This is a genomic window from Streptomyces sp. SUK 48 (genome assembly GCF_009650765.1).
Taxonomy (GTDB): domain Bacteria; phylum Actinomycetota; class Actinomycetes; order Streptomycetales; family Streptomycetaceae; genus Streptomyces.
Window position 1 is genome coordinate 3043251 of the sequence record NZ_CP045740.1, and the last position, 26821, is coordinate 3070071.

Consider the following 26821-nt stretch of genomic DNA (forward strand, 5'->3'; position numbering starts at 1 on the left):
GGGAGGTGGACATCTGGAGGTCTCCTTCAACGGGGTGGTGCTGTTGGTTCGGGGGGCGGCGCGAGCCGGTGCTCACCCGGGTGCTCCGGTGGGTGCGTGGGCGGAGGCGCGGGTGAGGGTGCGGCCGGCGTGCAGCAGCAGGGCCAGGGCGGCGGTGCCGCAGGCGAGGGCCGGTACGGCGGGTTCGCCCACGGTGTCCGTGAGGGTCCGCACGGGCAGCGCGAGCAGCCGGCAGTGGGGCAGCCGCCCGGCGAGGGGCAGCGCGAGGGCCATCGCCTCGGTGACCGCGGCGGCGCCGAGGGCGAGGACGGGGGCGCGCCGGTGCCGGTACGCGATGAGCAGCCGGGCGAGCAGGAGCAGGGCGCCGAGGGTGAGCGCCTGCGGGAGGGCCGCGGGTTCGCCGAGGACCTTTCCGCACGCCAGGAGGAGCGCGGCGAGCGCGCCGAGGAACAGGGCGAAGGCGCCGAGCAGCAGGGGGCGCGCGGCGGCCGTGAAGTCGTCGAGGCCCCGGCTGCCGGCGAGTGTGCGCCGGGCGCCCGCGGCGAGGAGATGGGCGCACCAGGCGGCGGGCGCGAGGGCCAGGGTGAGGGCGAGCGCGGGCGCGGTGGTGGTGGGCCAGGCGCCGCCGGGCGCGCCGTCGGGCAGCGCGTCGGGGCCGCCGGTGAGCACGTCGTGCAGCAGGCCGTCGCCGAACAGCGCGTAGCCGAGGAGCCAGAGGGTCCAGCTGACGAGGGATCCCTGCCAGGGGCGGGGGCGCCGGTGCCCGTCGCGCACGGCCAGGGGTCCGGTGCGCAGCGCCGCGCGGGCCGTGAGGGCGACGACGACGATCCCGGCCGCGGCCACGAGCAGCCGCGGCTGTCCCTGGGTGAGCCGCGTCCCGGCCGCGGTGCCCGCCGCGGCGGCCCCGGGCAGCAGGCTCAGCAGCGCCCACGCCGCGTTGATCCGGGGCACGGGGACGGCCGGCTTCGGCTCCGGCGGGGGCTCCCCGGTCCGCGGCACCCGCGCGTACAGCTCCTCGGCCAGCGAGAAGACGTCCCGGTGCCGGAACCGCGCCGCTGTCCGGTCGGTGATCCCCTGTGCCTCCAGCCCGGCCGCGATCTCCAGCGCGTCGACGGCCTGTTCGCACAGGTCGCGGTGCCGGTGGAGCAACGCCTTGACGGGGTCGCCGGAGGGGCGGCGGGGGGTGGCGCCATGGGAGGGGGCGGGCATGGGCGCAGACGGCCCGCTCGCGGGGCGGGCGGCGGGTGGTCGACGAGGGCCGCGGAGGTACGGGGCTCACCGGCACGGGACTTGGCGAGGACCACCCCGGAACCGGAGGACGCGGGCACGGAGCGGGGGGTCGCCGCCGAGGCGCCCGGCCGCTCCGGGGAGGTCGCGCCCGTGCGAGGGAAACCCTCGGCCGAACTGGGCATGTCAGAAGGGGGGTTGAAGCCAGGGGGGTTGACACCAGAGGTGTTGAGGCCAGGGACGTTGACGCCAGGCATGTCGAAGCCAAGCGCCCCGGCACCGGGCGCGGAGGGCACGCCGTCGGCGGCGTCCGGCCAGCTCACGGGGTCCTCGCCGCCGTACGGGCCGGCTACAGGGGCCCCCCGGTTCACTCCGACCGGCGCCTGCGGCCACTCCCCCACGTCCGACGCCACCCCGGCCGAGGATCGCTCTCTCGCCCCCGGAGCCGCCCCGGCCGAAGGCCGCTCCCCCGACTCCGAGGCCACCTTGGCCGGTCCCGGAGCCATCCCGGCCGAGGGCCCCGCTTCCGCGCCCCACGGCACCCCGCCGCTCGGCTTTCTCGGTGTGTCGCTCATCGGGCGGGCTCCGTGGTCGGGAGGGCCCAGGTGGGGGTGGCGGGCCAGTGGGCGGGGACGTGGGATTCGGCGGGGGCGGCGAAGGGCAGCGGCGCGCCGGACGCGTCGAGGAGGTCGCGGCGGACCGGGCAGTGCGAGACGATCTCCAGGTAAATGCCGTGAAACGCCGCGATGTTCTGCTCGACGGTGAACAGTTCCAGCGCCCGGGCCCGCGCGGCCGCCCCGAGCCGCGCACGGCGCTCGGGGTCGCGCAGCAGCGCCACACACGCGTCGGCGAGCGCTCGCGGATTGCGCGGGGGCACGACCAGTCCCGTACCGCCGATCACCTCGACCACCGCGCCGGCGTCCGTCGACACGGTCGCCCGGCCGCAGAACATGGCCTCGATCAGCCCGGTGGGGAAGCCCTCCACCACGCTGGAGAGCACGACGACGGCGCCGGAGGCGTACACCTCGGGCAGCGTGGGCGCGTACGGGCTGCCGATCTCCTCGAAGGAGACCGGGTTGCAGCCGACCGTGTGCGCCCCCTCCGCCTCGTCCGGGAAGAGCTGCGCGGCGAGCGCCCGGCAGTGCCCGAGGTACGCCGTTGACTCGGGTCCGTCCACCGTACCGACGATGCGCAGCCGGGCCCGGGGCTCCCGCCTGCGCACCTCGGCGAAGGCGTGCAGCAGCGCGACCAGGTCCTTGGCGGGTTCGACGCACCCGACCCAGACCAGGGTGTCCGGGTCCGCCCGGTCCGGTGACTCGCCGGCCTCGGCGAAGCCGTCGGCGGCCATGCCCGGGTACACGGTGCGAATCCTGGCCCGGTCCGCACCGCACCGCTCCTGCCAGCGGCGGGCGTGCGCGTTGCCCGGGGTGAGGATCTCGGCGCGCCGGTAGGTCTCGGTGGCGAGCCGTCCGTGGAACGCGGCGAGCAGGGCGCGCACCGCGGGCGCCGCCCCGGGCCCCCGGTCCAGGTACTGGGCGCGCAGATGGACGCCGTACTCGGTGACCAGCAGCGGCACCCCGCGAAAGTGCCGGGCGAGCAGCCCGGGGAGGGCGGCGGGGCCGCCGGACGTGGCGTGGCAGAGGTCGGCCGCGCCGAGCGCGTCGTCGCCGTACCAGTCGAGGGACAGGGGGCGCAGGGCGCGTTCGAGATGGCCGGTGACGGTGAGCAGGTCGGCCACGCGCGCCTCGCGCGCCGTGCGCGGCGCACCGGGCGCCCGGCAGGCGCGCTCCAGGGTGCGGACGCCGAGGTCGGAGCGGAGCGCCGCGCCGAGTCCGCCCTCCTCACGGGCGAGTTCGGCGAGCCCGTACAGGGCGTTGGCGAAACGGTCCGCCACGGCACCGGAGGCGCTGTGGTCCGCGGCCGTACCGCCCGTGCCGCCGTCCGCCGCCGTGCATACCGCGGCGGCCAGCTCGCCGTAGTGCTCGGTGAAGCGCCGGCGCGCGCGCCGTCCGTACCCGACCGCCCCGCTCTCGCCCCCGGCCGTCCACAGCGGTGCCGTACGGACCCGGGTCACCTGGGGCGGGAGCGGGAGCAGGCCCGCTTCCTCCTGGTGCCTGCTGCGGCTGAGCGCGTAGAGGTCGAACTCGTGCTGTCCGAGCCCGCGCACCAGCCGGTCGCACCAGAGGCCGGCGTCCCCGCCCGCAAACGGATAGCCGCCTTCTGTCAGCAGTCCCGTGCGCACGCGTGCACCCCCGATCTTCCTCCTGGTCGGCCGCCGTTGGTCCCGGCGGCTCACAGCGGGACGAACGTAAACGGACAAGAGGGTGGCGCGACGGACGGTTGTCCGTCGCGCCACCAAAAGGGGTGAACGCGCGTAACTTTCTCGTGCGGAACGCGTTTTGTCGCGCTAGGCGTTCACGCGGGCACGGGACGTCACACCGGGCGCGCCGTCCGGCGCCCGGTCAGGCCGCCGCCGGCTCGCCGCGCGCGGCCCGGCGCCGGGCCGCCAGCTCCGGATCGAGGGCGGGTACGGCGGCCAGCAGCTGCCGGGTGTACTCCTCGCGCGGGCTGTCGTAGACCTCGTCGGCAGGGCCGTACTCGACCAGCCGGCCCCGGCGCATCACCGCGAGCCGGTCGCTGACCTGGCGGACGACGGCGAGGTCGTGCGCGATGAAGACCAGCGCGAGGCCCAGTTCCCGCTGCAACTCGCCGAGCAGGGCGACCACCTGGGCCTGGGTGGTGACATCGAGCGCGGAGACGGGTTCGTCGCAGACGATGACGCGCGGGTCGGCGGCCAGCGCGCGGGCGATGCCGATGCGCTGGCGCTGGCCCCCGCTGAACTCGTGCGGGTAGCGGTCGTAGTGCGCCGCTTCGAGCCCCACGCGCTCCAGGAGTTCCCTCACCCGCCCTCTGATCCGTTCCTCGGCCCCCGCGCCCTTCCCGCCCCGGGCGCGCAGCGGGTCGGCGATGGACTCGCCCACGCTGCGGCGGGGGTTGAGGGAGGAGACGGGGTCCTGGAACACCATCTGGACGGCCGGGTTCACCCCGGTGTGCGGCTCGCCCGCGTACCGGATCCGGCCCGCGGTGGGCTCCAGGAGGCCGACCAGCATCCGGCCGAGGGTGGTCTTGCCGCTGCCGCTCTCGCCGACGACGCCGAGGGTCTCGCCCCTGCGCACGGTCAGCGAGACGTCGTCCACGGCCGCGAACGCCCGTTTGCCGCGCCCGAATTCGCGCCGCAGGCCGGTGGCCTCCAGGACCACCTCGCCGGTGGCCGGGGAGCCGGTGCGGCGGGCGTCCAGGCGCGGGACGGCGTCGAGGAGTTCGCGCGTGTACGACTTACGGGGCGCCGCGAGGACCGCCCCGGCCGGACCGTGCTCGACGGCCCGGCCGTGCCGCATGACCAGTACCTCCTCGACGCTCTCCGCGGCCACGCCCACGTCGTGGGTGACCAGCAGCAGGCCCATGCCCGTCTCGGTGCGCAGGGTGTGCAGCAGGTCGAGGATCTGGGCCTGCACGGTGACGTCGAGCGCGGTGGTGGGCTCGTCGGCGATCAGCAGTTCGGGCTCGCAGGCCAGCGCCATGGCGATGAGCGCGCGCTGGCGCATGCCGCCGCTGAACTCGTGCGGGCGCGCGCGGGCGCGCCGGGCGGCGTCCGGGATGCCCACCCGGTCCAGGACCTCGACGGCCCGCGCGCGGGCGGCGCGGCGCCCGGCACGGGTGTGCACCCGGTACACCTCGGCGATCTGGTCGCCGATGGCGTAGTAGGGGTCGAGGGAGGACAGCGGGTCCTGGAAGACCATGGCGGCCTTGGCGCCGCGCAGCCGCCGCAGCTCGCGCTCGCCGGCCTCCTGGACATCGGTGCCGGCGACGCGCACGGTGCCGTCGACCCGGGCGCCGGTGCCGCGGTGCAGGCCCAGCAGGGCGCCCGCGACCGTGGACTTGCCGGAGCCGGACTCGCCGACCAGGGCCAGCGCGCCGCCCTCGGCCAGGCTGAAGGAGAGATGGTCGACGGCCTTCAGCGCGCCGAACCCGACGCTCAGACCGGTCACTTCCACCAGGCTCATGCGAGCACCACCCGTCGGTCGGCCACCGCGTACAGCACGTCCGCGACGGCGTTGGCGAGCACCACGAAGAACGCGATGACGAGGACCATGCCGACGACCACCGGCAGGTCGACGACCTTCACCGCGTGCACCAGCTCCTGGCCGATGCCGGGCAGCCCGAACAGGGTCTCGGTGAGGACGGCGCCGCCCACGGCGGAGCCGACGTTGTTGGCGTTGAGCGCGATGACCGGGGCGAACGCGCCGCGCAGCGCGTGCCGCCCGACGATGGCCCGCTCGCCGACGCCGTACGCGCGGAAGGTGCGTACGTGGTCCTCGGCGAGGGTCTCCAGCATCGCGGCGCGGGTCAGCCGGGCGAAGGTCGCGGCCTCGATCAGGGCCAGCGACAGCCAGGGCAGCAGCAGGTTCCAGGCCCACTGCTGGGGGTCGTCGGTGAAGGCGACGTACTCCGGGAAGGGCAGCAGCTGGAGTTCGCCGCAGACGACGATCATCAGCACCAAACCGATGACGAACACCGGGGTGGCGGTGCCCGCGAGGGTGATCGCGGTGAGCACCCGCTCCGAGACGCGGCCGCGCCGCCAGGCGGAGAGGATGCCGGTGCCGACACCGAGGGCGAGCCACAGCACCATGCCGCCGAGCACCAGCGAGAGGCTGACCGGCAGCTTGCCGAGGATGATGTCCAGGACCTGCTGCCCGGTCTGGTACGACTGCCCGAGGCAGGGCGCCGCGCAGTGCTCCACGGAGGTGCCGGTGGAGAAGTCCTGGCCGGCCAAAAGGCCCTGGAGGAAGTGCCAGTAGCGCACGTAGAGGGGGTCGCCGAGGTGCAGCTGTTCGGCGACCTGGTGCACCTGGGCGGGCGAGCAGCGCGGGCCGCAGGTGATCTGGGCGACGTTGCCGGGGGTGACGTAGAAGACGACGTAGACGATGACCGAGACGGCGAGCAGGGTGATGACCGCGCCCACGGCCCGGCGCAGCAGGAATCCGCCGAAGCCGCTCACAGGGTCGCCTCCTTCTTGACCGCGTCCTCGGCCGTGCCCTTTTCCGTGCCCCTGGACGTCTCCGTGCCTTCCGTGCCCTTGGCCGTGCCCGTGCCCCTGGCCTTCTTCTTGCGGCCGGTGCCGACCCGCAGCCGGGAGGCGGCGCGCGGGTCGAGGGCGGTGCGCACGCCGTCGCCGAGCACGGTGAGGGCGAGGATGGTGACGAACAGGGCGCCGGCCGGCAGCAGCAGGTACTGCGGGGCGGCCTGGTACCAGACGTCGGCGGCGGTGAGCATCTGTCCCCAGGAGGGCGTGGGCGGCTTGACGCCGACGCCGAGGAAGGACAGGGCCGATTCCGCCGAGATGTTCGAGGGCACGAGGAGCGCGGCGTACGTGATGATGGGCGCGGCGAGGCCGGGCAGCAGCTCCCGGTGGGCGATCCGCCAGGTCCGCCAGCCGCTGAGCCGGGCGGCACAGACGTAGTCGAGGCCCTTCAGGGACAGGGCCTGCGCGCGCACGATCTTCGCGATGCCGCCCCAGCCGATCAGGCCGAGGACGAGGGTGACCAGGACGGGCCGCGGGAAGCTCGCCGGGACGACCGCGAGCAGCGCCAGCGACATGATCATCAGCGGCATGGCGACGATGATGTCCGTGATCCGGCTCAACACTTGATCAACCCATTGATTGCCGAGGGCGGCCGCCACGCCGACGGCCACGCCGATGGTGATCTGGATGACGGTGGCGGCCAGGGCGACGCCGAGCGAGACCCGGGCGCCGTAGACCAGGCGGGCGAACAGGTCGCGGCCGGTCTGGGGTTCGACGCCCAGCCAGTGCTCCGCGCCGATGCCCCCGAGGGAGCCGACCGGCACGCCCCCGCGCGCGGAGTCGATCAGGGACGGGTGGTAGGTGAAGGGGTCCTGGCCCTCCAGGGCGGTGAGCAGCGGCGCGGCGAGCGCGACCAGGACGAGCAGCGCGACGACGGCCGCGGCGACCAGGGCGGCGCGCTGCGCCCGCAGCCGCCGCCAGAACCGGCGGGCCCCCGCGGCCGCCGGGACGGGGAGGTCCGTCCCGGCGGCCGGGGTGGCGAGGAGTGACTCGGTCACGGCGTCACTTCACCGCGACCTGGGAGATGTCCAGCACGCCGGTCCAGTCGCTGATGACGACATTGCGGATGTCCTTGCCGACCAGGCGCTTGTAGACGGGGTGGAACAGCGGCACCACGACGGCCTTCTCGCCGATCTTCTTGTCCAGGGCGCCCCAGCGCTTGGCTGCCGCGTCGAGGTCGGTCAACTTGTTGATCGAGTCAATCTCGTCATTGACCGACGTGTCGTCGAGCTGGCTCGCGTTGAAGTTCGCGCCGTCCTTGACGATCTGCCGGCCGTCGAAGATCGGGGCGAGGAAGGGACCGCCGGAGGGCCAGTCGGCGCCCCAGCCGGCGAGGAAGAAGCCGGGCTCGGTCTTCACGCCGTGGACGGTGTCCCGGTAGTCGTTGTCCTCCAGGCCCTGGAGCCTGACCGTGATACCGGCCTTCTTGAGGGCGTCCTGGAGGGCGGTGGCGATCTCCGGGCTGGTCGCGAAGTCCTTGGCGTTGGAGTGCGTCAGGGTGACGGTGAGCCCGTTCTTGTAACCGGCCTGCGCCAGCAGCTTCTTGGCCTTCGCCGGGTTGCCGGACGCGCCCGCCGGGAACGGGTCGTACGGCGTGTACCCGAAGGACTTCTGGTTCGGCAGGAAGGTCGTGGCGGGCTCGGCGAGCGCGCTGCCGCCGGCCGCGTTGACCACCGAGGAGCGGTCCACGGCGTACGCGATGGCCTCACGCACCCTGGGGTTGTCGAACGGCTTCACCTTCGGGTTGAACGCGATGTAGTTCGTGTAGCCGAAGTGGCCGGTGCCCACGCGCGCGGCCAGCTCCTTGTCGCCGGTCACCTTGGCGAGCTCGGCCGGGCCGAGGTTGGTGTCCGTGGTGACGGCGGCGGCGTCCGCGCCCTGGGAGGCGGAGAGCCGCTGGTCGATCACCGAGGAGTCGAGGCCGGAGCGGACGTCGATGGTGTCCGGGTACGCCTTGCGCTGGTCGTCGGTGGCCGCCGACCAGTTCGGGTTGCGCCTGAGCAGCACGTGCTCGCCGTCGTTCTCGTTCTTCACGACCTCGTAGGGGCCGGACGAGACCGGGTGCTCCTCGTACTTGGTGCCGGTGTCCTTGGCCTTGGGCACGGGCGCGAACTGCGTCTGGGTGGCCAGGAACGGGAACTCGCCCTCGGGCTTGTTCAGATGGAAGACGAGGGTCCGCTCGTCCGGCGTCCCGATCGCCGACAGGCCCTTCTTGTCCTTGTACGGCCCCTGGTAGTCCGCCGCGCCGGTGAGCCAGTCGCGCAGGTAGGGGGCGCCGCCGGAGAGCTCGGGGGCGAAGGAGCGCTCGATGCCGTACTTGATGTCGGCCGAGGTGATCGGGGTGCCGTCCTCGTACTTCAGGCCCTTCTTCAGGGTGTACGTCCACACGGTCGCGTCCTTGTTGGGACGCCCGGTGTCGGTGGCGAGGTCCGGCACGACCTTGGCGCCGGCCGCGCCGTTCGCCCGGTTGCGCGTGGTCAGGGTGCGGAAGACCAGCGAGGGGACGTTTCCGCCGCCGGAGGTGTACAGCCGCGCGGGGTCGAAATCGGTCTGCGGCTCGGCGTTCAGGACCGTGAGCGTGCCGCCCTTGTGGGGCGTCACGTCGCCACCGGAGCCCTTCGCACCGCTGTCCTTCGGACCGCAGGCGGCGGCGCCCGCGGCCACGACCAGGCTGACGGATGCCGCTGCCACGCGGCGCGCTATGACGGACGGTTGACGCATCGGAATGACGACCTCTCGGGGGAGATTCGAGGGTTTCTCGAAAAGTGAGACAAAGAGACGAGGAGTGAGACGTCTCTGGACAGACGTCGGCCCCGGCGTCGGGTCGTCGAAAAATCCGTGACCGGGGCCACGGAGGGGAAAAGGAAAAGGTCGCGACGCGAACGCCAGAGGGGCGGCGTCAGCGACAGTGGATGTCGGCCACGCAGAGCGCGGTCACGCCGATCAGCGCCAGCTCGATGGCGGCGCTGAAGGAGACGGCATGACTAGACCACATGCGCAGAAATATGAACGAACTCGCGGCTCATGTCAATGTGACATAAGCGCAGGTCGTCAACTCCTGGGATAGGGCCAGGCGTTGGGCAGACAGTGGATCCCGTCGTGGTCGAGGAACTTGGTCTGCTGCTGCATGACCGGCGCCAGTTCGCCGCTCTTCTCGCAGGTGACGTGGTTGTGGCCGAGCCGGTGGCCGACTTCATGGTTGATCAACATTTGCCGGTACATATGGATTTTGTCGCCATATGTCTTGCTTCCTTGAGCCCACCGGTACGCATTGATCATCACGCGCTGGGTGGCGGCCGAGTCGCAGGAGACGTTGTCCTCGGTGGTGTCCAGGCCGGACTTGGCGCACCAGGTGGCGGTGGTGCCGGGGCTGGCCAGGGTGATCACGAAGTCGGGTTTGCCGGAGGAGACCCGCTCGAAGGTACGGGTGCCGCCGTGCCCCCAACTCCGGTCGTCGTTCAGCGTCTTCTGCACGGCCTCGGCGAACAGCGCGCCGTCCAGGCCGAGTCCCTGCTCGATGTCCACCCGGTAGCGGTACTTCTGGCCGGTACCGGGCGCCTTGTCGAAGCCGGGGACGGTGCCGAACGCCCCGGACGCCTTCAGGGTGGCGCTCAGCGGGTACGTACGGTCCATCTTCTGCTCGTACGTCAACGGCGCCGCGTTCGGTTTCGCGGCGGACCCGGCCTGCGCACCGGCGCCCTGGTCCGCCGCGGAGTGCCCCGCCTTCGCGCCGTCGTCGCGGCTCTCGGTCACCTGCCCGGCGACGACCACCGCGAGCACGGTGGTGACGGCGGCCGCGGCGATACCGGTGAAGGCCCGCCCCTTGTTCCCGCGCGGCAGCCCCGCCTTGTCCGCACCGGCGGCCGGCGTCTTCTCCGTCGGCTCAAGATCCGGCTGCGACTTCTCCTCCGGCTTCTCCTTCGACTTCGGCTTCTCCTTCGACTTCGGCATCGGCTTCGACTTCGGCCTCGGCTCCTCGCCCGGCTGCTCCTTCGTCCGGAGGTCTCCGGACGCCCCGCCGCCGCCGGCGCCGCCGTCGAAAGCGTCCAGATAGTCTTGCCGGGGCCCACGCCGGGCAGGCCCCGCGGAGCCGCCCGGCCCGGCGGGTCCCGCCTGCCGCTGCCGGGGCAGCACGGCCCCGTGCCCACCGGCCCCGGACCCGGTGCGCTCCGGGAACTCCCCCCAGCCGCCGCCGGGTTCCCGCTGCTCGGGATGCCCGCCACGCGCGGCGCCCCTACCGGAAGCACGCGGCACGCCGTGCACGGGCAAACCGTCGGACACCTTGTCGACCCCGCCGGGAGGCGTGCCGTCGGGCAGCCGCGGCTTGCTGCGGGCCGGAGTCCCCTCGGGACCGCGCGCGGCAGCGCGCCCCGCCGCCCCCTCGGGACCGCGCGGCGCGCCACGCCCCGCCGCGCCCTCCGGGGATCTCGGCACCGCGGGGCCCGGCTTCTTCTCCGGCGGTCTCGGCGTGCCGCGGCCCGCCGCCCCCCGCTCACTCTTCGCCGCTATCTCCGGACCCTCGTCCTGCGCGGCCGGTTCGGCCGGTCCTCGGCGGCTGTGGCGTCCCACGGTGTCCTTCAGCTCCCCGCTTCCGTGCCCTCGGCGGCTCCCCGGCCGCCCGTCTCCGTGCTGTCGTCGTCTTTGCCGCCGTCATCTCTGCCGCCGGGCTCCGCGCCGCCGTCTCCCCCGGCCTGCGCCATCAGCTCCCGGAAGGCCCGCGCCACCACGCCCGGGTACTCCATCATCGCCACGTGCCCGGCGTCCGGCAGGGACAGCAGCCGGGAGTCGCGGAAGGAGCGGGCGGCCTTGCGGGCCATGCGGTAGCCGACGAGCTGGTCCCGGCCGCCGTAGACGAGCAGGGTCGGCGCGAGCACCCGCTCGGCCTGCCGCCACAGTCCGTGCTGCCCGCCGAGCGTGTACGCGTTGACGATGCCGCGCGCGGAGCGGGCCATCGCGTCCCAGAAGTACGGCAGCTGCAACCGCCGCTCCAGCTCCTCCACGGCCTGCCGGAACGCCTCCGGCGTCACCGTACCGGGATCGCCGTAACAAAGGCCCATGACCCCGCGCACCCGCTGCTCGGCCGTCCAGTCCTTGCTCATCCGGGTGAACAGGGCCGCGATGCCGGGCACCCCGAGCAGCCCGGTCGGCACCGCGCTGCGCTGGATCCGCAGCTCCGGCAGCGCGGGCGAGATCAGCGTGAGGGTGCGCACCAGATCGGGGCGTACGGCGGCCACCCGCGTGGTGACCGCGCCGCCCAGCGAGTTGCCGAAGAGGTGGACGGGACCGTGCCCGCAGGCGTCCAGGTAGCGGATGACGGCCCGCGCGTGCCCGGTGACGGAGTAGTCGCCGTCGTCCGGGGGCGGGGAGTCGCCGAAGCCCGGCAGGTCGACCGCCTCGCCGGCCACCACGCCGTCCAGCTCGGCCATCAGGTCCGACCAGTTCTGCGAGGAGCCGCCGAGCCCGTGCACGTACAGGGCGCGCGGCAGGTCCTCGCGCGCGGGCGGCCGGCAGCGCACCGACAGGGTGACCCCCGGCAGGCCCACCGTCCGCAGCCGCTCCCCCTCGCCGACCCGGACGGGCGCCACCCGGGGGAGGACGCTGGCGGCCGGCGCGGAGGGCGACTCGGTGGAAGACATGCGGGCAATGTTACGAGGTGATCACACCGGGGTTCGTGTGTTCGCCGTCACAGAACGAGCCGTTCCGCCGGGGGACGACCGGTGCGGCGATTCGGGCGCGCACGGCATGGCGTCCGAATCGGCCGTCTCCTAGGCTCGTACCAGAGGGCACCCGCGTGTGGCCCCTGCCGTGCCCAGGGACGTTCGTAGGAAGGGAGCCCATCATGGCCCAGGATCCGACCGAGCCCGACACCATCGAGGAACTGGACGACGAGACGGCCCCCGAGCTGGGCGTCGAGGACCCGGAAGTGGACGCCGTCGAGCAGCAGGCCGATGTCCGGCCCGAGCGCGACGACACGTTGACGGCGGAGAAGAAGGACCGGGCGAACGAGGCCGATCTGCTCGAACAGGCGCGCGTGGTCTCGCTCGACGAGGACGACTACCGCTGATCGCCCGTGCGGCTCGGCTTTCGCCGTCGTCCGGTACATGAAATTCTGCGTTCGCACCGCGCACACCACGGTTACCCAAAAGTACGATGGCCGCGCGGTCGACACCGCATGTGGACGACATTGGGAGGCGGCGTGACAGCCATCGAGCAGACAGAGGCAGCACGCCCGCGCGGCACCCGGCTGCCGCGCCGAGCCCGACGGAACCAGTTGCTGGGCGCGGCCCAGGAGGTCTTCGTCGCACAGGGCTACCACGCCGCGGCGATGGACGACATCGCCGAGCGGGCCGGCGTCAGCAAGCCGGTGCTCTACCAGCACTTCCCGGGCAAGCTCGACCTCTATCTCGCGCTGCTGGACCAGCACTGCGAGTCGCTGATCCAGTCGGTGCGCGGCGCGCTGGCGTCGACGACCGACAACAAGCAGCGGGTGCGGGCGACCATGGACGCCTACTTCGCCTATGTGGAGGACGACGGCGGCGCCTTCCGGCTGGTCTTCGAGTCGGACCTGACGAACGAGCCCGCCGTGCGCGAGCGCGTCGACAAGGTGACCACCGAGTGCGCCGAGGCGATCTGCGAGGTGATCGCGGAGGACACCGGCCTCTCGCGCGCGGAGTCCATGCTGCTCGCCTCGGGTCTCGGCGGGCTCGCGCAGGTGGTGGCCCGTTCCTGGCTGCACAGCGACCGCAGTGTGCCGCGCGACAACGCGGTGCACCTCCTCGCCTCGCTCGCCTGGCGCGGCATCGCGGGCTTCCCGCTGCACGGCAACGAGCACCACTGAGTCGCGTCACGCTGTTCATTCCCGGACGGTGTTCGCTGTTGGCGTGCCCGGCCGGACGCGTGCGCGTCCCCTCACCGGGCTAATGTGTGCTGGTACGGCGCGGATGATCGCGCACACAACTGACCGTCGGAGGGACAAAGCCGTGGAGGTCAAGATCGGCGTGCAGCACGCGCCCCGCGAGATCGTTCTGGAGAGCGGCCAGAGCGTCGAGGAGGTCGAGCGTCTGGTGTCCGACGCGCTCGCCGGGAAGACGCAGCTGCTGACCCTTGAGGACGAGAAGGGCCGCAAGGTCATGGTGCCGACGGACCGGCTGGCGTACGTGGAGCTCGGCGCGCCGGCCGTGCGCAAGGTGGGCTTCGGCGCGCTGTAGGCAAGGCCATGGCAAGGGCCCGGCGGCACTCGGCCGCCGGGCCCTTGTGCTGAGCGGATTCGCACACAGAGACGGCACAACTCCCCCATAGCGGAGGATTGCAGTCCGCAGGTCAGGGGTATGACGGGCTACGACCGTTCAAGACAGACCGGCCGTGGGAGGGACCCCCCGTCATGATCCTGGAAGCACTCGGCACCGGCGTTCTCGGTCTCCTGCTCGCCTGGGCAGCGACCGTCCGCCTCGCCCACCGCCTCCCGAACCGCCCCCTGGTCTATTCGACCGGCATCGCGGGCGCTCTGCTGGGCGACTTCGTCACCCGCAGCGCTGTGGGCCCGGGCTCCCTCGTGGTCCCCGTCCTGGGCGCGGCGATCATCTCGGCCGCTTCCCTGTCCCTCCTCCTGCGCCCGTCACGAGCCCGCCGCTCCCTGACGGCATGACGGGCGCGCCTTTCGCTACGCCGCGAGGCCCAGCGCGGCCATCCGCTTCGTGTGCGCCTCCGTGATCCGCGTGAACATCCGCCCCACTTCGGCCAGATCGAACCCGTCGGCCACTCCGCCCACGAGCATCGTGGACAGCGCGTCCCGGTCCGCCACCACCCGCTGCGACTGCGACAGCGCCTCGCCCATCAGCCGCCGGGCCCACAGCGCGAGCCGGCCGCCGACCCGCGGATCGGCGTCGATCGCGGCGCGCACCTTCTCCACCGCGAACTCCGCGTGCCCGGTGTCGTCGAGCACCGCGAGCACCAGCTCCCGCGTGTCGGTGTCGAGCCGCGCCGCCACCTCCCGGTAGAAGTCGCTCGCGATCGAGTCGCCGACGTACGCCTTGACCAGGCCCTCCAGCCAGTCCGAGGGCGCCGTCTGCCGGTGGAAGCCGTCCAGCGCCGCGACGAACGGGTCCATCGCGGCCGTCGGGTCCTCGCCGATCTCCGTCAGCCGGTTCCGCAGCCGCTCGAAGTGGTGGAACTCGGCCGACGCCATCTTCGCCAGCTCGGCCTTGTCCCCGAGGGTCGGTGCCAGCTTCGCGTCCTCCGCGAGCCGTTCGAACGCCGCGAGCTCTCCGTAGGCGAGCGCCCCGAGCAGATCCACGACGGCGGCGCGGTAGTGCGGCTCGGCGGCGGCCTGCGCCCAGTCCTGCGCGGCGACACCGGTCCGTACGGGGGCGGCGGACGCGTTCTCAGGCTTGTCAGAGCTAGTCATGAGGCGCACAATAGCCCGCTTGGCGCCCCCTTCAAGCCCCCGGTCGATCACTGTGACCGCCACTACGTGACCTATTCGGCCATCGCATGTGCGCGAATCCGGGGTATGGTGGTAATGCGCCTGGGAGTGCGTCGACGATGTTCGACGTGTTCCGGTAGGGCGCACGCATGAGGATGCCCGGTCGGTGGCCCGATCGGCTCCGACCCGACAGACCTCCGTGGCCGTACGGCTGAGTACGTACGACGACCGGAGGGACACCCTCAGCGGTACGAGCGCTAGAGCGTCGGCAGAGGTCCCGTGCTTTACGGCGTGCCTTGACAGGTTCGCCCGTACGGCAGCCGACGTCCCGGCACGGTCAGCCATGACCCCCGCGCTCGCCTCGCACCGCGCCACACAGAAGAGGCAGCACCCTGACTACGACGTTTCGAGACCTTGGGATTCTCCCCGAGACCGCCGAGGCCCTGGAGGCCGTCGGCATCGTCAATCCCTTCCCCATCCAGGAGATGACCCTCCCCGTCGCCCTTTCCGGCACGGATGTCATCGGCCAGGCCAAGACCGGCACCGGCAAGACGCTGGGCTTCGGTCTCCCCCTCCTGGAGCGCGTGACCGTCCCCGCCGATGTCGAGGCCGGACGCGCCACCCCCGACGCCCTCACCGACGCCCCGCAGGCGCTGGTCGTCGTCCCCACCCGCGAGCTGTGCACGCAGGTCACCAACGACCTCCAGACGGCCGGCAAGGTCCGCAACGTACGCGTGCTGGCCATCTACGGCGGCCGGGCCTACGAGCCCCAGGTCGAGGCCCTGAAGAAGGGCGTCGACGTCGTCGTCGGCACCCCGGGCCGGCTGCTCGACCTCGCGGGCCAGAAGAAGCTCGACCTCAAGCACGTCAAGAGCCTGGTCCTCGACGAGGCCGACGAGATGCTCGACCTGGGCTTCCTGCCCGACGTCGAGAAGATCATCAACATGCTTCCGGTCCGGCGCCAGACCATGCTGTTCTCGGCGACCATGCCGGGCGCGGTCATCGGACTCGCCCGCCGCTACATGTCCCGCCCCACGCACATCCGCGCCACCGCGCCGGACGACGAGGGCGCGACGGTCGCGAACATCAAGCAGTTCATCTACCGCGGCCACTCCATGGACAAGCCGGAGATGATCGCCCGCATCCTCCAGGCCGAGGGCCGCGGGCTCGCGATGATCTTCTGCCGCACCAAGCGCACGGCCGCCGACATCGCCGAGCAGCTCCAGCGCCGCGGCTTCGCCTCCGGCGCGGTCCACGGCGACCTCGGCCAGGGCGCCCGCGAGCAGGCGCTGCGCGCGTTCCGCAACGGCAAGGTCGACGTCCTGGTCTGCACCGATGTCGCCGCGCGCGGCATCGACGTCGAGGGCGTCACGCACGTCATCAACTACCAGTCCCCCGAGGACGAGAAGACGTACCTGCACCGCGTCGGCCGCACCGGCCGCGCGGGCGCCAAGGGTACGGCGATCACGTTCGTGGACTGGGACGACATCCCGCGCTGGCAGCTGATCAACAAGGCGCTGGAGCTGGACTTCAACGACCCGGTGGAGACGTACTCCACCTCCCCGCACCTGTTCTCCGACCTCAAAATCCCGGCGGGCACCAAGGGCATACTGCCCCGCTCGGAGCGGACCCGTGCCGGTCTGGACGCGGAGGTGCTGGAGGACCTGGGCGAGACCGGCGGCCGCGGCGCCCGTGGCCAGGGCCGTGAGCGCGACCGTGGCCGCGGTGGCCGGGGCGAGCGCCAGGACCGGCAGGGCCGCCCCGACCGTGCGGAGTCCCCCGCCGCCGAGGGCGAGCGCCCGGCGCGCACCCCGCGCCGTCGCCGCCGTACCCGTGGCGGCGCCCCGATGGACGCGGCGGCCACGCAGGCACCGGTCACCGAGTCCGCGTCCGCGGAGGAGCCGACGGCCCGCACCCCGCGCCGCCGCCGTCGCACCCGGAACGGCGCCCAGGCTCCGGCCGGGGTGACGCCGGCCGTCGAGGTGAGCACCGAGGCGCCGCAGGAGGCGCCCGTGTCCGCCCCGGCCCCGGTCGCCGCCGAGGTCGCGGAGAGTGCGGAGAAGCCGCGTCGCCGTCGTACCCGCAAGAGCGCGGAGACCGTGGCCGCGGAGCCGGTGGAGGCGACCGTCGTGGAGACCGCCACCGTCGCGGCCCCGCAGCCGGCCCCGGCCGTCGTCGCGGAGCCCGAGGCGGAGGCCAAGCCGCGCCGTCGCACCCGCAAGGCGGCCGAGCCGGTCGCCGAGGCCGTGGTGGAGACGGCGGAGGCGGAGGCCAAGCCGCGCCGCCGTACCCGCAAGGCGGCCGAGGCCCCCGTGGTCACCGCCGAGGCCGAGGTCGCCGAGACCGAGCCGAAGGCGCGCCGTACCCGTAAGGCGGCCGTCGTGAAGGCGGACGCGGTGGAGGCGGACGCGGTGGAGGCCGAGGCCAAGCCGCGCCGCACCCGCAAGACCGCCGCCGCCAAGCCGGAGGCCGACGCCCCCGAGGCCGAGGCCAAGCCCCGCCGCACCCGCAAGACCGCGGCGACCGCCGAGGCCACGACGGACACCGCCGAGGTCGCGGAGGCCAAGCCGCGCCGCACGCGGAAGACCGCCGCCGCCGTGGAGGCGACCGAGGACTCCGAGGCCGCGCCGCGTCGTCGTACGCGCAAGGCCGTGGAGCCGGTCGCCGAGGCCACGGCGGAGGAGGCCCCCGCGGCGGCCAAGCCGCGCCGCACCCGCAAGGCGGCCGTCGTGAAGGCGGACGCGGTGGAGACGGACGCGGTGGAGGCCGAGGCCAAGCCGCGCCGCACCCGCAAGACCGCCGCCGCCAAGCCGGAGACCGACGCCCCCGAGGTCGAGGCCAAGCCCCGCCGCACCCGCAAGACCGCGGCGACCGCCGAGGCCACGACGGACACCGCCGAGGTCGCGGAGGCCAAGCCGCGCCGCACGCGGAAGACCGCCGCCGCCGTGGAGACGGCCGACGGGGTCGAGCCTGCGGCTCCGAAGGCGCGCCGGACCCGTAAGGCCGTCGCCGAGACGGCCACCGCGGAGATCCCGGCGCAGGCCACCGGCGAGCCGGAGGCCAAGCCGCGCCGCCGCACCCGCAAGGCGACCGCCGCCGTGGAGGCCCCGGACGCCTGATCCGGCGCCGCCCGCGCGGCGGCACCGCAGCCCCGAACGGCCCGGTTCACCTCGGTGGACCGGGCCGTCGGCGTCCCCCCGGACCCCTCCGGCTAACCTCTCCCCCATGAGCAGGCCCGATACCTTCGTACCGCCCCCCGGCGCCCGTGCGTACGCGCTGCGCACCGCGCGCGGGGAGTTCGCCGTCGTCGACGCTCCGGTGGCCGAGGGGGTCGAGGCGAAGGGGGTCGTGCTGCTGCTGCCCGGGTTCACCGGCAGCAAGGAGGACTTCAACCCGCTGCACGCGCCGCTGGCCGGGCGCGGGTACCGGACCGTGGCCGTCGACGGGCGCGGGCAGTTCGAGTCGGACGGCCCCGAGAGCGACGAATCCGCCTACGCGCAGCACGAGTTGGCGGCGGACGTGCTGGCGCAGGCCGCGGCCCTCGGCGGGCCGGTGCATCTGCTGGGCCACTCCTTCGGCGGCCAGGTCGCCCGCGCCGCCGTCCTGCTGGACCACGCCCCCTTCAGGTCGCTGACCCTGATGGCATCGGGACCGGCGCGGATCTCCGAGGCCCAGCAGGAGCGGGTACGGCTGCTGCGCGACGCGCTCGCCGTGCTGACCATGGCCGAAGTGTGGGCCGCGATGCGGGAGATGGAGACGCCCGAGCAGACCGGGACCCCCGAGCCGGACGACACCCCGGGCATCCAGGAGGACATGCGGCGCCGCTGGATGGGCACGAAGCCCGCCCAGCTCCTCGCCGCCGGGCGCCAGTTGGACGCGGAGCCGGACCGGGTCGCGGAACTGGCCGCGGTGGCGCTGCCGTTCCACGTCGTGTCGGGCGCCCACGACGACACCTGGCCGGTCCCGCTGCTGGACGAGATGGCGATACGGCTCGGCGCGCGCCGCACGATCGTCGACGGCACCGAGCACTCCCCCAACACCGAGCGCCCGCTGGAGACCGCCCGCGCCCTCGCCGACTTCTGGGACGGCACCGGCGAGAACCGCTGATCCGGCCTGATCCAAACGAAAGACCCTAGTACTGCGCCTGCAAGTGGTCCCAGAACCCGTCCCTGAGGGCCCGGCGCAGATCGGCCTGGCCGCGCAGCGAGTACTGGAGCAGACCCTCGGCCTCGACCAGCAGGTCCTGGTCGACGGAGCCGGGCAGATAGGGGTGGCCCGGCAGCAGTTCGACCAAGGCGTCGCGGCCCCGGGAGGCCAGCCACTTGGCGGCGATCTGGGCGCCGACGAAGCGGACGTCGTCGCGGCTGGGCCGGGCCCCGGCGCCGGCCTCGTAGGCGGCGGTGCGCCGGGAGACGTACGGCTTGAAGAACTCCAGGTCCAGGGTGCGCTGGCTGTCGACCTCCCACAGCAGCGGCTCGGCCTGGTTGCGGCCCTCGGGCGCCTCGATGCCCCACAGGTGGACGCGGGCGCCGTACCCCTGGGCGGCCTCGACCGCGGAGACCAGGTCCTCGTCCCCGCCGAGCAGGGCCGCGTCGCTGATGGCGCGGTGGCGGGCCAGCGACTCCAGGTCCGTGCGGATCAGCGAGTCGACGCCCTTCTGCTGGTTGTTGGCGTTGAGGTTGCCGAGGCGGACCTTGACGTCCGGGAGTTCGGCGATGGACTGCTGCTCGGCGGTGTGGATGCGGCGCCGGGCGCCGTCGTACCAGTAGACGCGCAGCAGCCGGCTGTCCGCGAAGACGGTACGGGCGCGGTCGATCAGCGCGTCGATCAGGCCCTCGGCGTCGACGTCGAAGGCCCTGCGGTCCTCCGTCCCGGCGATCAGGCGGCCCGCGGCCGCGTACAGATACCCGGCGTCCACGAAGATCGCGTGGGTCGAGGGCGTCTTCGCCACCTCGGCGAGCATGCGTTCCAGCAGCTCGTTCGTACGGTCGATGCGGGTGGCGAGATGCGCCAGGTCGTCGTTCATCGCCCCCCATTCTCCTCGTCGTCACACTGTGAACACAACTGGTCCCGGTGGGTCCCAGGCGAACTCATACGGTCACCATCGACTACTTACCAGTGGGTAGTTAGACGTTCGAAAAATTTCTTTAGCGTAGGGAATGTTTGTAACACGCGGCACGTTGACTCAGTACGACGCCGGATACACATCCGGCGCACCAAGTAGTTCTCCGCAGGAGGATGACCAGACGAAGGGAGAAGCCTGTGCGCTTCGAAATCATGCGACTCGACGAGGTCGACGGCACCACCGTGGACAGCACCGTCGTGGACGCCGCCTCCGTCAACCGGATCGTTCAGCAGGCAGCCGCAGTGGGGCAGCGCCTGTGGATCCGCCCGGCCGAGACCCCGGCCTCATAACGGGGTTCCCGCTCAAGCCTTCCGGGGGAACCGAGTCGTGTACGACGGCCCGGTCCCCCCGGATCACCTGAGCGTCAGCTCCCGTGGATCACCTGGGTGATCCCGTTGATGATCTGCTGCACCGCGATCGCGGAGAGCATCATGCCCGCGAGCCGCGTCACCAGGACCACGCCGCCGTCCTTGATGATCCGGATGATCAGCAGCGAGTAGCGCATCACCAGCCACAGCACCACATGGATCGCGAGGATCGCGACCCACACGGATATCTGGGTGCTCACGCTGCCGGCCTTCTGCACGGCCAGGATGACGGACACGATCGCACCGGGCCCGGCGAGCAGCGGCATGCCGAGCGGCACCAGGGCCACATTGACGTCCTTGGTCGCCTTCGGCTCGTCGTTCTTGCCGGTGAGCAGATCGAGCGCGATCAGCAGGAGCAGTAGACCGCCCGCGATCATCAGGGCGGGCACGGACACATGCAGGTAGTCGAGGATCTGGTGCCCGAGGACGCCGAAGACGGCGATGACCCCGAACGCGACGCAGACGGCCTGGAAGGCCATCCGCTTCTGCACCTTCGCCGGCCGGCCTGCGGTCAGGGCGAGGAAGATCGGGGTGATCCCAGGGGGATCCATGATGACAAAAAGGGTCAGGAACAGAGAGCCGAAGACGGCGATGTCGAACATGCGGAAGTACTGGCCTTGCTGAAAGAAGAAGAACTGAGGGTGTGGGCGCGCGTCGGCCGCCGGGGCGGCCTCAGACTCCGCCGGCCCCCGGGACCGGGAACGCGCCGGTGGCCCGGCGGGTGATCTCCCCGTACACCTCGGGGTCGGTGGTGTAGTCGCCGAGTGCGACGGTCTTGCGGCTGCCGTGGTAGTCCGAGGAGCCCGTGACCAGCAGGCCGAGCTCCTTCGCCAGGCCGCGCAGCCGGTCCTTGGCGGCGTCGTCGTGGTCCATGTGGTCGACCTCGATGCCGTCCAGGCCGGCCGCGGCCATCTCGGCGATCGCGGACTCGGGGACCGTGCGGCCCCGCTTGGCGGCGGCCGGGTGCGCGAACACACAGACCCCGCCCGCGCCCTTGACCAGCCGGATCGCCTCGAAGGGGTCGGTCTCGTGCTTCGGCGTGTAGGCGCGGCCGCCGTCGGCGAGCCACTCCTCGGTGAACGCGTCGCTCACCGTCTTCACCACGCCCAGCTCGACCAGCGCGGACGCCACGTGCGGGCGGCCCACGGAGCCGCCGGCGGCGATCCGCTCGACCTGCTCCCAGGTGACCGGCACACCCAGCGCGTTCAGCCGGGCGACCATGCCCTTGGCGCGCGGCACCCGGTCGTCCCGGACCAGCTCGCGCTCGGCGAGCAGGGCGGGCTCCTCGGGGTCGAAGAGGTAGGCCAACAGGTGCATCGAGACGCCGTCGATGCGGCAGGACAGTTCGGCGCCGGGGACCAGGGTGAGCCCGGCGGGCAGCGCGGCGATGGCCTCGGCGTGCCCGCGGGTGGTGTCGTGGTCGGTGAGCGCGACGACGTCCAGACCGGCCGCGGCGGCGTGGCGCACCAGCTCGGCGGGGGTGTCCGTGCCGTCGGACGCCGTGGAGTGACAGTGCAGATCGATGCGCACGGTGACTCCAGACGGGCCAATGACGGAAGAGGACACCTCAGGATAACCGCCCGGGACACCCGCTTTGTCACGACCGATCCGGGGGTACGCCCCCTACAGCACTCCCCGGCCCGCACCCTACGACCCCTTATGGCCCTCCCTTGTGGCCCCTTAGGGGCGCAGCAGCCGGGGGGACAGCGCGCCGCAGGGCACCAGGTCCAGTTCGGCGCCCACGTCGCGCAGGTCGGTCAGCACCAGCTCGTCGTACAGCAGCAGGCCCGCCGGCTCGGGCCACATCACCGCCCACAGCCACATGCCGAGCGCCTCGCCGGCGAAGACGGCGCGGTCGTCCGGGGTGCGGTAGACGTGCCAGAGGGGGGTGGGGCGGCCGGCGGCGAGCACCTTGGTCTGGGGCGGCTTCTCCACGTTCATGTACGGGCCCGGGTCCGGGCCGTCGAGTCCCGCGTAGTGCGCGCCGAGGCCGACGCCCATCTCCTCGGCGACCAGGATCAGTTCGCCGGGGCCGCCGAGCGGGCCGGGTCCGGAGCAGGCGACGGCGCTCGCGCGACCGCCGCTGCGCTCGTCACCCGCGTAGGCCACGCCCGTGAAGAGCCAGCCGACCGGCAGCGGCCACGGCATCCACAGCGGGACATGCATGCGCTGCGCCACCGCACCGAGGGCCTCGACGCTGGGCGGGATCACGGGCTGTAGCGGAAACACCGCCCCGTGCACAGCGCACTGCCACGTGTCGGCGAAGAGACCGGGAGCCCTGACCCGGCCACCACACCGCGGGCAACTGGGTTCGCCCCTCATAGGGCTCCACGGTCCTACCCCGGCCCGTCCACGTCAAGGACGATCACCCGTCCGGGCGCCCCATCCGGGCACTCCGTCCGGGCGCCCCGACCCGGCCAAGTAGGTGCATCTTGCATTAATTAGCAGAGCTAACTTAGTATGTGTAAACGCCAACTATCCATCAGCCCCCTACGCGCTATCCAGCAGAACGGGAGAAGCACATGGACCCCCTAGACGCGGGAGCCGGCAGCATCCTTCGGCAGCCCAAGGCCGTCTGGGCCACGGCCGGCGCCTCCGTCGTCGCCTTCATGGGCATCGGCCTGGTCGACCCGATCCTGCCGTCGATCGCGCAGGGCCTCGACGCCACCCCCAGCCAGGTGTCGCTGCTCTTCACCTCGTACTTCCTGATCACCGCGGTCGCGATGCTGCTGACCGGCTTCGTCTCCAGCCGTATCGGCGGCAAGAAGACGCTGCTGCTCGGCCTCGCCTTCGTGATCCTCTTCGCCGGTCTCGCCGGCACCTCGGACACGGTCGGCCAGCTGGTCGGCTTCCGGGCGGGCTGGGGCCTCGGCAACGCGCTGTTCGTCTCCACCGCGCTCGCGGTCATCGTCGGCGCGGCGGCCGGCGGCAGCGCGGCGGCCATCCTGCTCTACGAGTCCGCGCTCGGCCTCGGCATGGCCTGCGGCCCGCTGCTCGGCGCGGTCCTCGGCAACATCAGCTGGCGCTACCCCTTCTTCGGCACGGCCACGCTGATGGCGATCGGCTTCCTGTGCATCACGGTGTTCCTGAAGGAGCAGCCGAAGCCGGCCCGCAAGACCTCGATCCTGGACCCGCTCAAGGCGCTCGGCCACGGCGGTCTGGCCTCGGCGGCGGTCTCGGCGTTCTTCTACAACTACACGTTCTTCACCGTGCTGGCCTTCACGCCGTTCGTCCTGGACATGACCCCGTACCGCTCCGGCGCGGTGTTCTTCGCCTGGGGTGTGCTGCTCGCGGTCTTCTCGGTGCTCGTCGCCCCGCGCATGCAGGAGCGGTTCGGCTCGCTGAAGGTGCTCGGCGGCTCGCTGGTGCTGCTCGCGGCCGACGTCCTGGTGCTCGGCTACGGCAGCCACACGGCCGCGATCGTCTGCACCATCCTGTCCGGTGCCTTCATCGGCGTGAACAACACCGTCTACACCGAGCTGGCGCTCGGCGTCTCGGACGCCCCGCGCCCGGTGGCGAGCGCGGGCTACAACTTCGTCCGCTGGTTCGCGGCGGCGGCCGCGCCCTACTTCGCGCCGAAGATCGAGGAGTGGACCGACATCCACATCCCGTTCGTGGTGGCCGCGGTCACCGCGCTGCTGGGCGCCGTGGTGGTCGTCGTACGGCGCCGCGCCCTCACCCACGAGGCCGCGGAGCTGGCGCCGCGGCACGCCACCGAGGACGGGGTCACGGTCTTCGCCAACTGACCCCTGGCCCCGTGAGGTTGCTCACTCCAGCGGTACGGACCTGCGGACGGGATCCCGCAGGTCCGTACCGTGCGCCAGCCAGCGTTCCTGGAGCGCCTGGGCGCCCTGCACCCGCTTCCACGCGGCCTCGTTCGGGGTCATCGGCAGCAGCGGCAGGAACCGTACGGGGTCCAGCGGACCGTCCAGCTCCAGGTCCTCGACCAGTCCGCCGGCCTCGCCCACCAGGACCGAGGTGAAGGGCGCGCCGGGCCACAGCGGATCGCCCACGTCCAGGGAGGCACCCGGGGCCACGACCAGCCCCTCGACCTGCGGGGAGGCGGCGAGCACGGCGAGCGGGCGGAGCACCTTGTCGGTGTCGGCGACGCCCGCGCGCACGGACAGGACCAGTTCGGCGCGGGGTCCCTCGACGGGGTCGGCGACCAGCGCGGTGGGATCGCTCATCGGGTGCGCGGACATGCCGAGGGTCGCGTAGCGGACGACGTCCCCCTCGGTGAAGCGGAGTACCTCGATGCGGTCCGTGCCGAGGAAGGTGACGGCCGCGCGCGCGTCCGGGGCGCCCAGCGCGGTGGTCAACCGTGCCTCGACCAGAGGAAGAACATCAACCATGCGGTGAGCATAGAACTCGTCAGCTGCGGGCAAAGCGGCACCTTGACAGCAAGGGCGGCTGGTACTCTGAGCCGGCGGTTCGGGGCGGCGCGCCAAGCGTGCTGTCAAGCCCGGAACCCTGGGAACTCCCTTACGAGGGACCGGCCGGAGGAGGTGGGGCTGTCATGGATCGAAGTCGACCTGGTAGTACCACTCGCTCTTCCGCCCGCTGAATGTAGTCACTGGCTGTCGTAGCCACTGACCGGTTTCCGTTCTGGCCGGCTGCCGCCTTCCCGTGCGCGTCACTGTTCGGAAGAGCACTTCGTCTCGCTTTGCCTGATCTGCGTCAGTTCTGCATCAGCAGCGAAATCGCCACCGCGACGGCGCGGTGCTCCCCGCTTTGTGGACGAGCCGAACACCTTCCCCCGCCCCGGCCGGGGAAATTCCTTCAGGACGTCCCCATTCCGGGTAGTTCCACCCGTCTTCGGCGGTCTTTCGTTGCCTGTCGCAAAGGAGCCTGCCCATGTCGATGATCCGCGACCTGCGCGCCGTGGTCCGACCCTCCCGTGTCTCGCCGCGCAAGGCCACGAGCACGCCGTCCGCGTCGTACGACACCACGCGTGACCCCGCCACCCCGTCGGCCGTGGTGGACTGCGCCGTCTACCGCGACGGCCGGCGCCTGGCGAGCGCGAAGCCGCTCACCCCGCAGGAGGCGATGCGCCAGGTGCGGCGCGACGGCGGCTTCGTCTGGATCGGGCTGCACGAGCCGACGGAGGCCGAATTCGCCGGTATCGCCGGCGAGTTCGGGCTGCACCCGCTGGCCGTCGAGGACGCCGTGCAGGCGCACCAGCGGCCCAAGCTGGAGCGGTACGACGACTCGCTCTTCACCGTCTTCAAGACGATCCACTACATCGAGCACGACCAGCTCACCGCGACCAGCGAGGTCGTGGAGACCGGCGAGGTGATGTGCTTCACCGGCCGGGAGTTCTTCATCACCGTGCGGCACGGCGGCCAGGGCTCGCTGCGGGCGCTGCGGCACCGGCTCCAGGACGACCCGGAGCTGCTGGCCAAGGGCCCCTCGGCGGTGCTGCACGCGATCGCCGACCATGTGGTGGACGGGTACATCGCGGTCGCCGACGCGGTCCAGGACGACATCGACGAGGTGGAGACCGAGGTCTTCTCGCCCGGGCGGGGCGGGGTCTCGCGCGGTGTGGACTCCGCGCGGATCTACCAGCTCAAGCGCGAGGTCATGGAGTTCAAGCGGGCGGTGGCGCCGCTGCTGCGGCCCATGCAGCTGCTCAGCGAGCGGCCGATGCGGCTGATCGACCCGGACATCCAGAAGTACTTCCGGGACGTCGCCGACCATGTCGCCCGCGTCCACGAGCAGGTGGTCGGCTTCGACGAACTGCTCAACTCCATCCTCCAGGCCAACCTCGCGCAGGCGTCCGTCGCCCAGAACGAGGACATGCGGAAGATCACCGCGTGGGCCGCGATCATCGCCGTGCCGACGATGGTGACCGGTGTGTACGGGATGAACTTCGAGCACATGCCGGAACTGCACTGGAAGTACGGCTACCCCATGGTGCTGACCTTCACGGTCGCCGTGTGTGTCGGCATCCACCGGGTGCTGAAGCGCAACGGGTGGCTGTGAGCGGCGCGGATAGGGTGGACGCATGACTGGCGAGCTGCTCGAGAGGGCTCTCATCGAGGAGGCCGCGAAGAAGTCCGGCCTGCTGTGGGTGCGGGGCGCGGACGCGTCCGCCGCGCATGCCGTGTGGCATGTGTGGCACGAGGGCGCGGTGTGCCTGGTCGGCGACGGGCCCGGGGAGCAGCCGCTGACGGGGCTGGCCGACGGGGGCGTCGCCGAGGTGACCGTGCGCAGCAAGGACAAGGGGGGCCGGCTGGTCTCCTTCACGGCCGCGGTGAGCGAGCCGGCGCCCGGTTCGCCCGGGTGGGAGGCGGCGGTCGCCGAGCTGAAGGGCAAGCGGCTGAACGCCCCCGACGCCGAGGTGATGACGGACCGCTGGGCGCGTGAGTGCCGGGTGCTGCGGCTGGTGCCGACGGGTGCGGTGGCCGCGCTGCCCGAGGGCGACCTGGCGCGGAGACCGGTGCCGACCCCGGCGACCACGCGCCGCCCGGTGCCGGCGGCGCTGCCGAAGCTGCTCGCCAAGCGCCGCAAGGGGCGGTAAGCCCCCCGGGGGGCCT

At 72.6% G+C, this 26821-nt stretch carries 25 protein-coding genes; 10 read left to right on the top strand and 15 right to left on the bottom strand.

Annotation, left to right across the window (positions count from 1 at the left end):
* Positions 1 to 72: 72 nt before the first annotated feature.
* The 9 genes from GHR20_RS12825 to GHR20_RS12860 all read right to left on the bottom strand — a co-directional run bounded on the left by GHR20_RS12825 (position 73) and on the right by GHR20_RS12860 (position 12006).
* Positions 73 to 1209: a hypothetical protein gene (locus GHR20_RS12825; RefSeq protein WP_153813235.1), complete on the bottom strand. Its 1137-nt coding sequence runs from the start codon at positions 1207 to 1209 to the stop codon at positions 73 to 75.
* Positions 1210 to 1798: 589 nt separating this feature from the next.
* Positions 1799 to 3469 (bottom strand): DUF3492 domain-containing protein, encoded by a 1671-nt coding sequence (locus GHR20_RS12830; protein WP_153813236.1) that lies wholly within the window; start codon positions 3467 to 3469, stop codon positions 1799 to 1801.
* A gap of 220 nt (positions 3470 to 3689) precedes the next feature.
* On the bottom strand, positions 3690 to 5291 hold the full coding sequence (locus GHR20_RS12835) for an ABC transporter ATP-binding protein (protein ID WP_153813237.1): 1602 nt from the start codon (positions 5289 to 5291) through the stop codon (positions 3690 to 3692).
* Positions 5288 to 6286 (bottom strand): ABC transporter permease, encoded by a 999-nt coding sequence (locus GHR20_RS12840; RefSeq protein ID WP_111584805.1) that lies wholly within the window; start codon positions 6284 to 6286, stop codon positions 5288 to 5290. The genes GHR20_RS12835 and GHR20_RS12840 overlap by 4 nt, the downstream gene beginning before the upstream one ends.
* Positions 6283 to 7368, bottom strand: coding sequence for an ABC transporter permease (locus tag GHR20_RS12845; protein WP_153813238.1), 1086 nt, complete (start codon positions 7366 to 7368; stop codon positions 6283 to 6285). Before GHR20_RS12845 ends, GHR20_RS12840 begins: the two co-directional genes overlap by 4 nt.
* 4 nt (positions 7369 to 7372) lie before the next feature.
* Positions 7373 to 9091, bottom strand: a complete 1719-nt coding sequence (locus GHR20_RS12850; protein WP_153813239.1) for an ABC transporter substrate-binding protein — start codon at positions 9089 to 9091, stop codon at positions 7373 to 7375.
* Between the two features lie 178 nt (positions 9092 to 9269).
* Positions 9270 to 9365 carry an Ms4533A family Cys-rich leader peptide gene (locus tag GHR20_RS38335; protein ID WP_310738795.1) on the bottom strand — a complete coding sequence of 32 codons (96 nt, stop codon included), beginning with the start codon at positions 9363 to 9365 and terminating at the stop codon, positions 9270 to 9272.
* A 56-nt stretch (positions 9366 to 9421) separates the two neighbouring features.
* Positions 9422 to 10939, bottom strand: coding sequence for a DUF3152 domain-containing protein (locus GHR20_RS12855; protein ID WP_243878012.1), 1518 nt, complete (start codon positions 10937 to 10939; stop codon positions 9422 to 9424).
* Positions 10940 to 10947: 8 nt separating this feature from the next.
* Positions 10948 to 12006, bottom strand: coding sequence for an alpha/beta hydrolase (locus GHR20_RS12860; protein WP_153813240.1), 1059 nt, complete (start codon positions 12004 to 12006; stop codon positions 10948 to 10950).
* A 203-nt stretch (positions 12007 to 12209) separates the two neighbouring features.
* On the opposite strand from GHR20_RS12860, the gene GHR20_RS12865 reads away from it, so the two are divergent.
* The 4 genes from GHR20_RS12865 to GHR20_RS12880 all read left to right on the top strand — a co-directional run bounded on the left by GHR20_RS12865 (position 12210) and on the right by GHR20_RS12880 (position 14015).
* Entirely contained in the window at positions 12210 to 12434 is a 225-nt protein-coding gene (locus tag GHR20_RS12865; RefSeq protein WP_148027825.1) for a hypothetical protein, read from the top strand.
* 132 nt (positions 12435 to 12566) lie between these two features.
* Positions 12567 to 13208: a TetR/AcrR family transcriptional regulator gene (locus GHR20_RS12870; protein WP_111584810.1), complete on the top strand. Its 642-nt coding sequence runs from the start codon at positions 12567 to 12569 to the stop codon at positions 13206 to 13208.
* 142 nt (positions 13209 to 13350) lie between these two features.
* Positions 13351 to 13578 carry a DUF3107 domain-containing protein gene (locus tag GHR20_RS12875; RefSeq protein ID WP_153813241.1) on the top strand — a complete coding sequence of 76 codons (228 nt, stop codon included), beginning with the start codon at positions 13351 to 13353 and terminating at the stop codon, positions 13576 to 13578.
* A gap of 173 nt (positions 13579 to 13751) precedes the next feature.
* On the top strand, positions 13752 to 14015 hold the full coding sequence (locus GHR20_RS12880) for a hypothetical protein (RefSeq protein WP_111584811.1): 264 nt from the start codon (positions 13752 to 13754) through the stop codon (positions 14013 to 14015).
* Between the two features lie 15 nt (positions 14016 to 14030).
* Here GHR20_RS12880 and GHR20_RS12885 read toward each other — a convergent pair whose 3' ends face one another.
* The gene (locus GHR20_RS12885; protein WP_181516453.1) at positions 14031 to 14774 is read right to left on the bottom strand and encodes a ferritin-like fold-containing protein; all 744 of its coding nucleotides are present in this window, start codon (positions 14772 to 14774) and stop codon (positions 14031 to 14033) included.
* 503 nt (positions 14775 to 15277) lie between these two features.
* Between GHR20_RS12885 and GHR20_RS12890 the strand changes: the two genes are divergently transcribed.
* Together GHR20_RS12890 and GHR20_RS12895 are read left to right on the top strand one after the other, a co-directional pair.
* Positions 15278 to 17911, top strand: a complete 2634-nt coding sequence (locus GHR20_RS12890; RefSeq protein WP_153813242.1) for a DEAD/DEAH box helicase — start codon at positions 15278 to 15280, stop codon at positions 17909 to 17911.
* Between the two features lie 106 nt (positions 17912 to 18017).
* Positions 18018 to 18899, top strand: coding sequence for an alpha/beta hydrolase (locus GHR20_RS12895; RefSeq protein ID WP_153813243.1), 882 nt, complete (start codon positions 18018 to 18020; stop codon positions 18897 to 18899).
* Positions 18900 to 18924: 25 nt separating this feature from the next.
* On the opposite strand, the gene GHR20_RS12900 is transcribed toward GHR20_RS12895, so the two are convergent.
* Complete coding sequence (locus GHR20_RS12900) at positions 18925 to 19818, bottom strand: NYN domain-containing protein (protein WP_153813244.1); 894 nt, start codon at positions 19816 to 19818, stop codon at positions 18925 to 18927.
* Between the two features lie 236 nt (positions 19819 to 20054).
* Here GHR20_RS12900 and GHR20_RS36785 point away from each other — a divergent pair, with 236 nt between their 5' ends.
* Positions 20055 to 20207, top strand: a complete 153-nt coding sequence (locus tag GHR20_RS36785; RefSeq protein WP_086805833.1) for a hypothetical protein — start codon at positions 20055 to 20057, stop codon at positions 20205 to 20207.
* Positions 20208 to 20281: 74 nt separating this feature from the next.
* Here the strand turns inward: GHR20_RS36785 and GHR20_RS12905 are convergent, their stop codons facing one another.
* The 3 genes from GHR20_RS12905 to GHR20_RS12915 all read right to left on the bottom strand — a co-directional run bounded on the left by GHR20_RS12905 (position 20282) and on the right by GHR20_RS12915 (position 22607).
* Complete coding sequence (locus GHR20_RS12905) at positions 20282 to 20887, bottom strand: MarC family protein (protein WP_111584815.1); 606 nt, start codon at positions 20885 to 20887, stop codon at positions 20282 to 20284.
* Between the two features lie 70 nt (positions 20888 to 20957).
* Positions 20958 to 21815, bottom strand: coding sequence for a PHP domain-containing protein (locus GHR20_RS12910; protein ID WP_111584816.1), 858 nt, complete (start codon positions 21813 to 21815; stop codon positions 20958 to 20960).
* Between the two features lie 150 nt (positions 21816 to 21965).
* Positions 21966 to 22607 carry a DUF6758 family protein gene (locus GHR20_RS12915; protein WP_153813246.1) on the bottom strand — a complete coding sequence of 214 codons (642 nt, stop codon included), beginning with the start codon at positions 22605 to 22607 and terminating at the stop codon, positions 21966 to 21968.
* Between the two features lie 200 nt (positions 22608 to 22807).
* Here GHR20_RS12915 and GHR20_RS12920 point away from each other — a divergent pair, with 200 nt between their 5' ends.
* Positions 22808 to 24031, top strand: coding sequence for an MFS transporter (locus tag GHR20_RS12920; RefSeq protein ID WP_111584818.1), 1224 nt, complete (start codon positions 22808 to 22810; stop codon positions 24029 to 24031).
* Between the two features lie 21 nt (positions 24032 to 24052).
* Here the strand turns inward: GHR20_RS12920 and GHR20_RS12925 are convergent, their stop codons facing one another.
* Positions 24053 to 24637 (bottom strand): suppressor of fused domain protein, encoded by a 585-nt coding sequence (locus GHR20_RS12925; protein ID WP_153813247.1) that lies wholly within the window; start codon positions 24635 to 24637, stop codon positions 24053 to 24055.
* Positions 24638 to 25139: 502 nt separating this feature from the next.
* On the opposite strand from GHR20_RS12925, the gene GHR20_RS12930 reads away from it, so the two are divergent.
* The gene (locus GHR20_RS12930) at positions 25140 to 26267 is read left to right on the top strand and encodes a magnesium and cobalt transport protein CorA (protein WP_153813248.1); all 1128 of its coding nucleotides are present in this window, start codon (positions 25140 to 25142) and stop codon (positions 26265 to 26267) included.
* Between the two features lie 22 nt (positions 26268 to 26289).
* Positions 26290 to 26805, top strand: coding sequence for a hypothetical protein (locus GHR20_RS12935; protein ID WP_153813249.1), 516 nt, complete (start codon positions 26290 to 26292; stop codon positions 26803 to 26805).
* Positions 26806 to 26821: the final 16 nt, after the last annotated feature.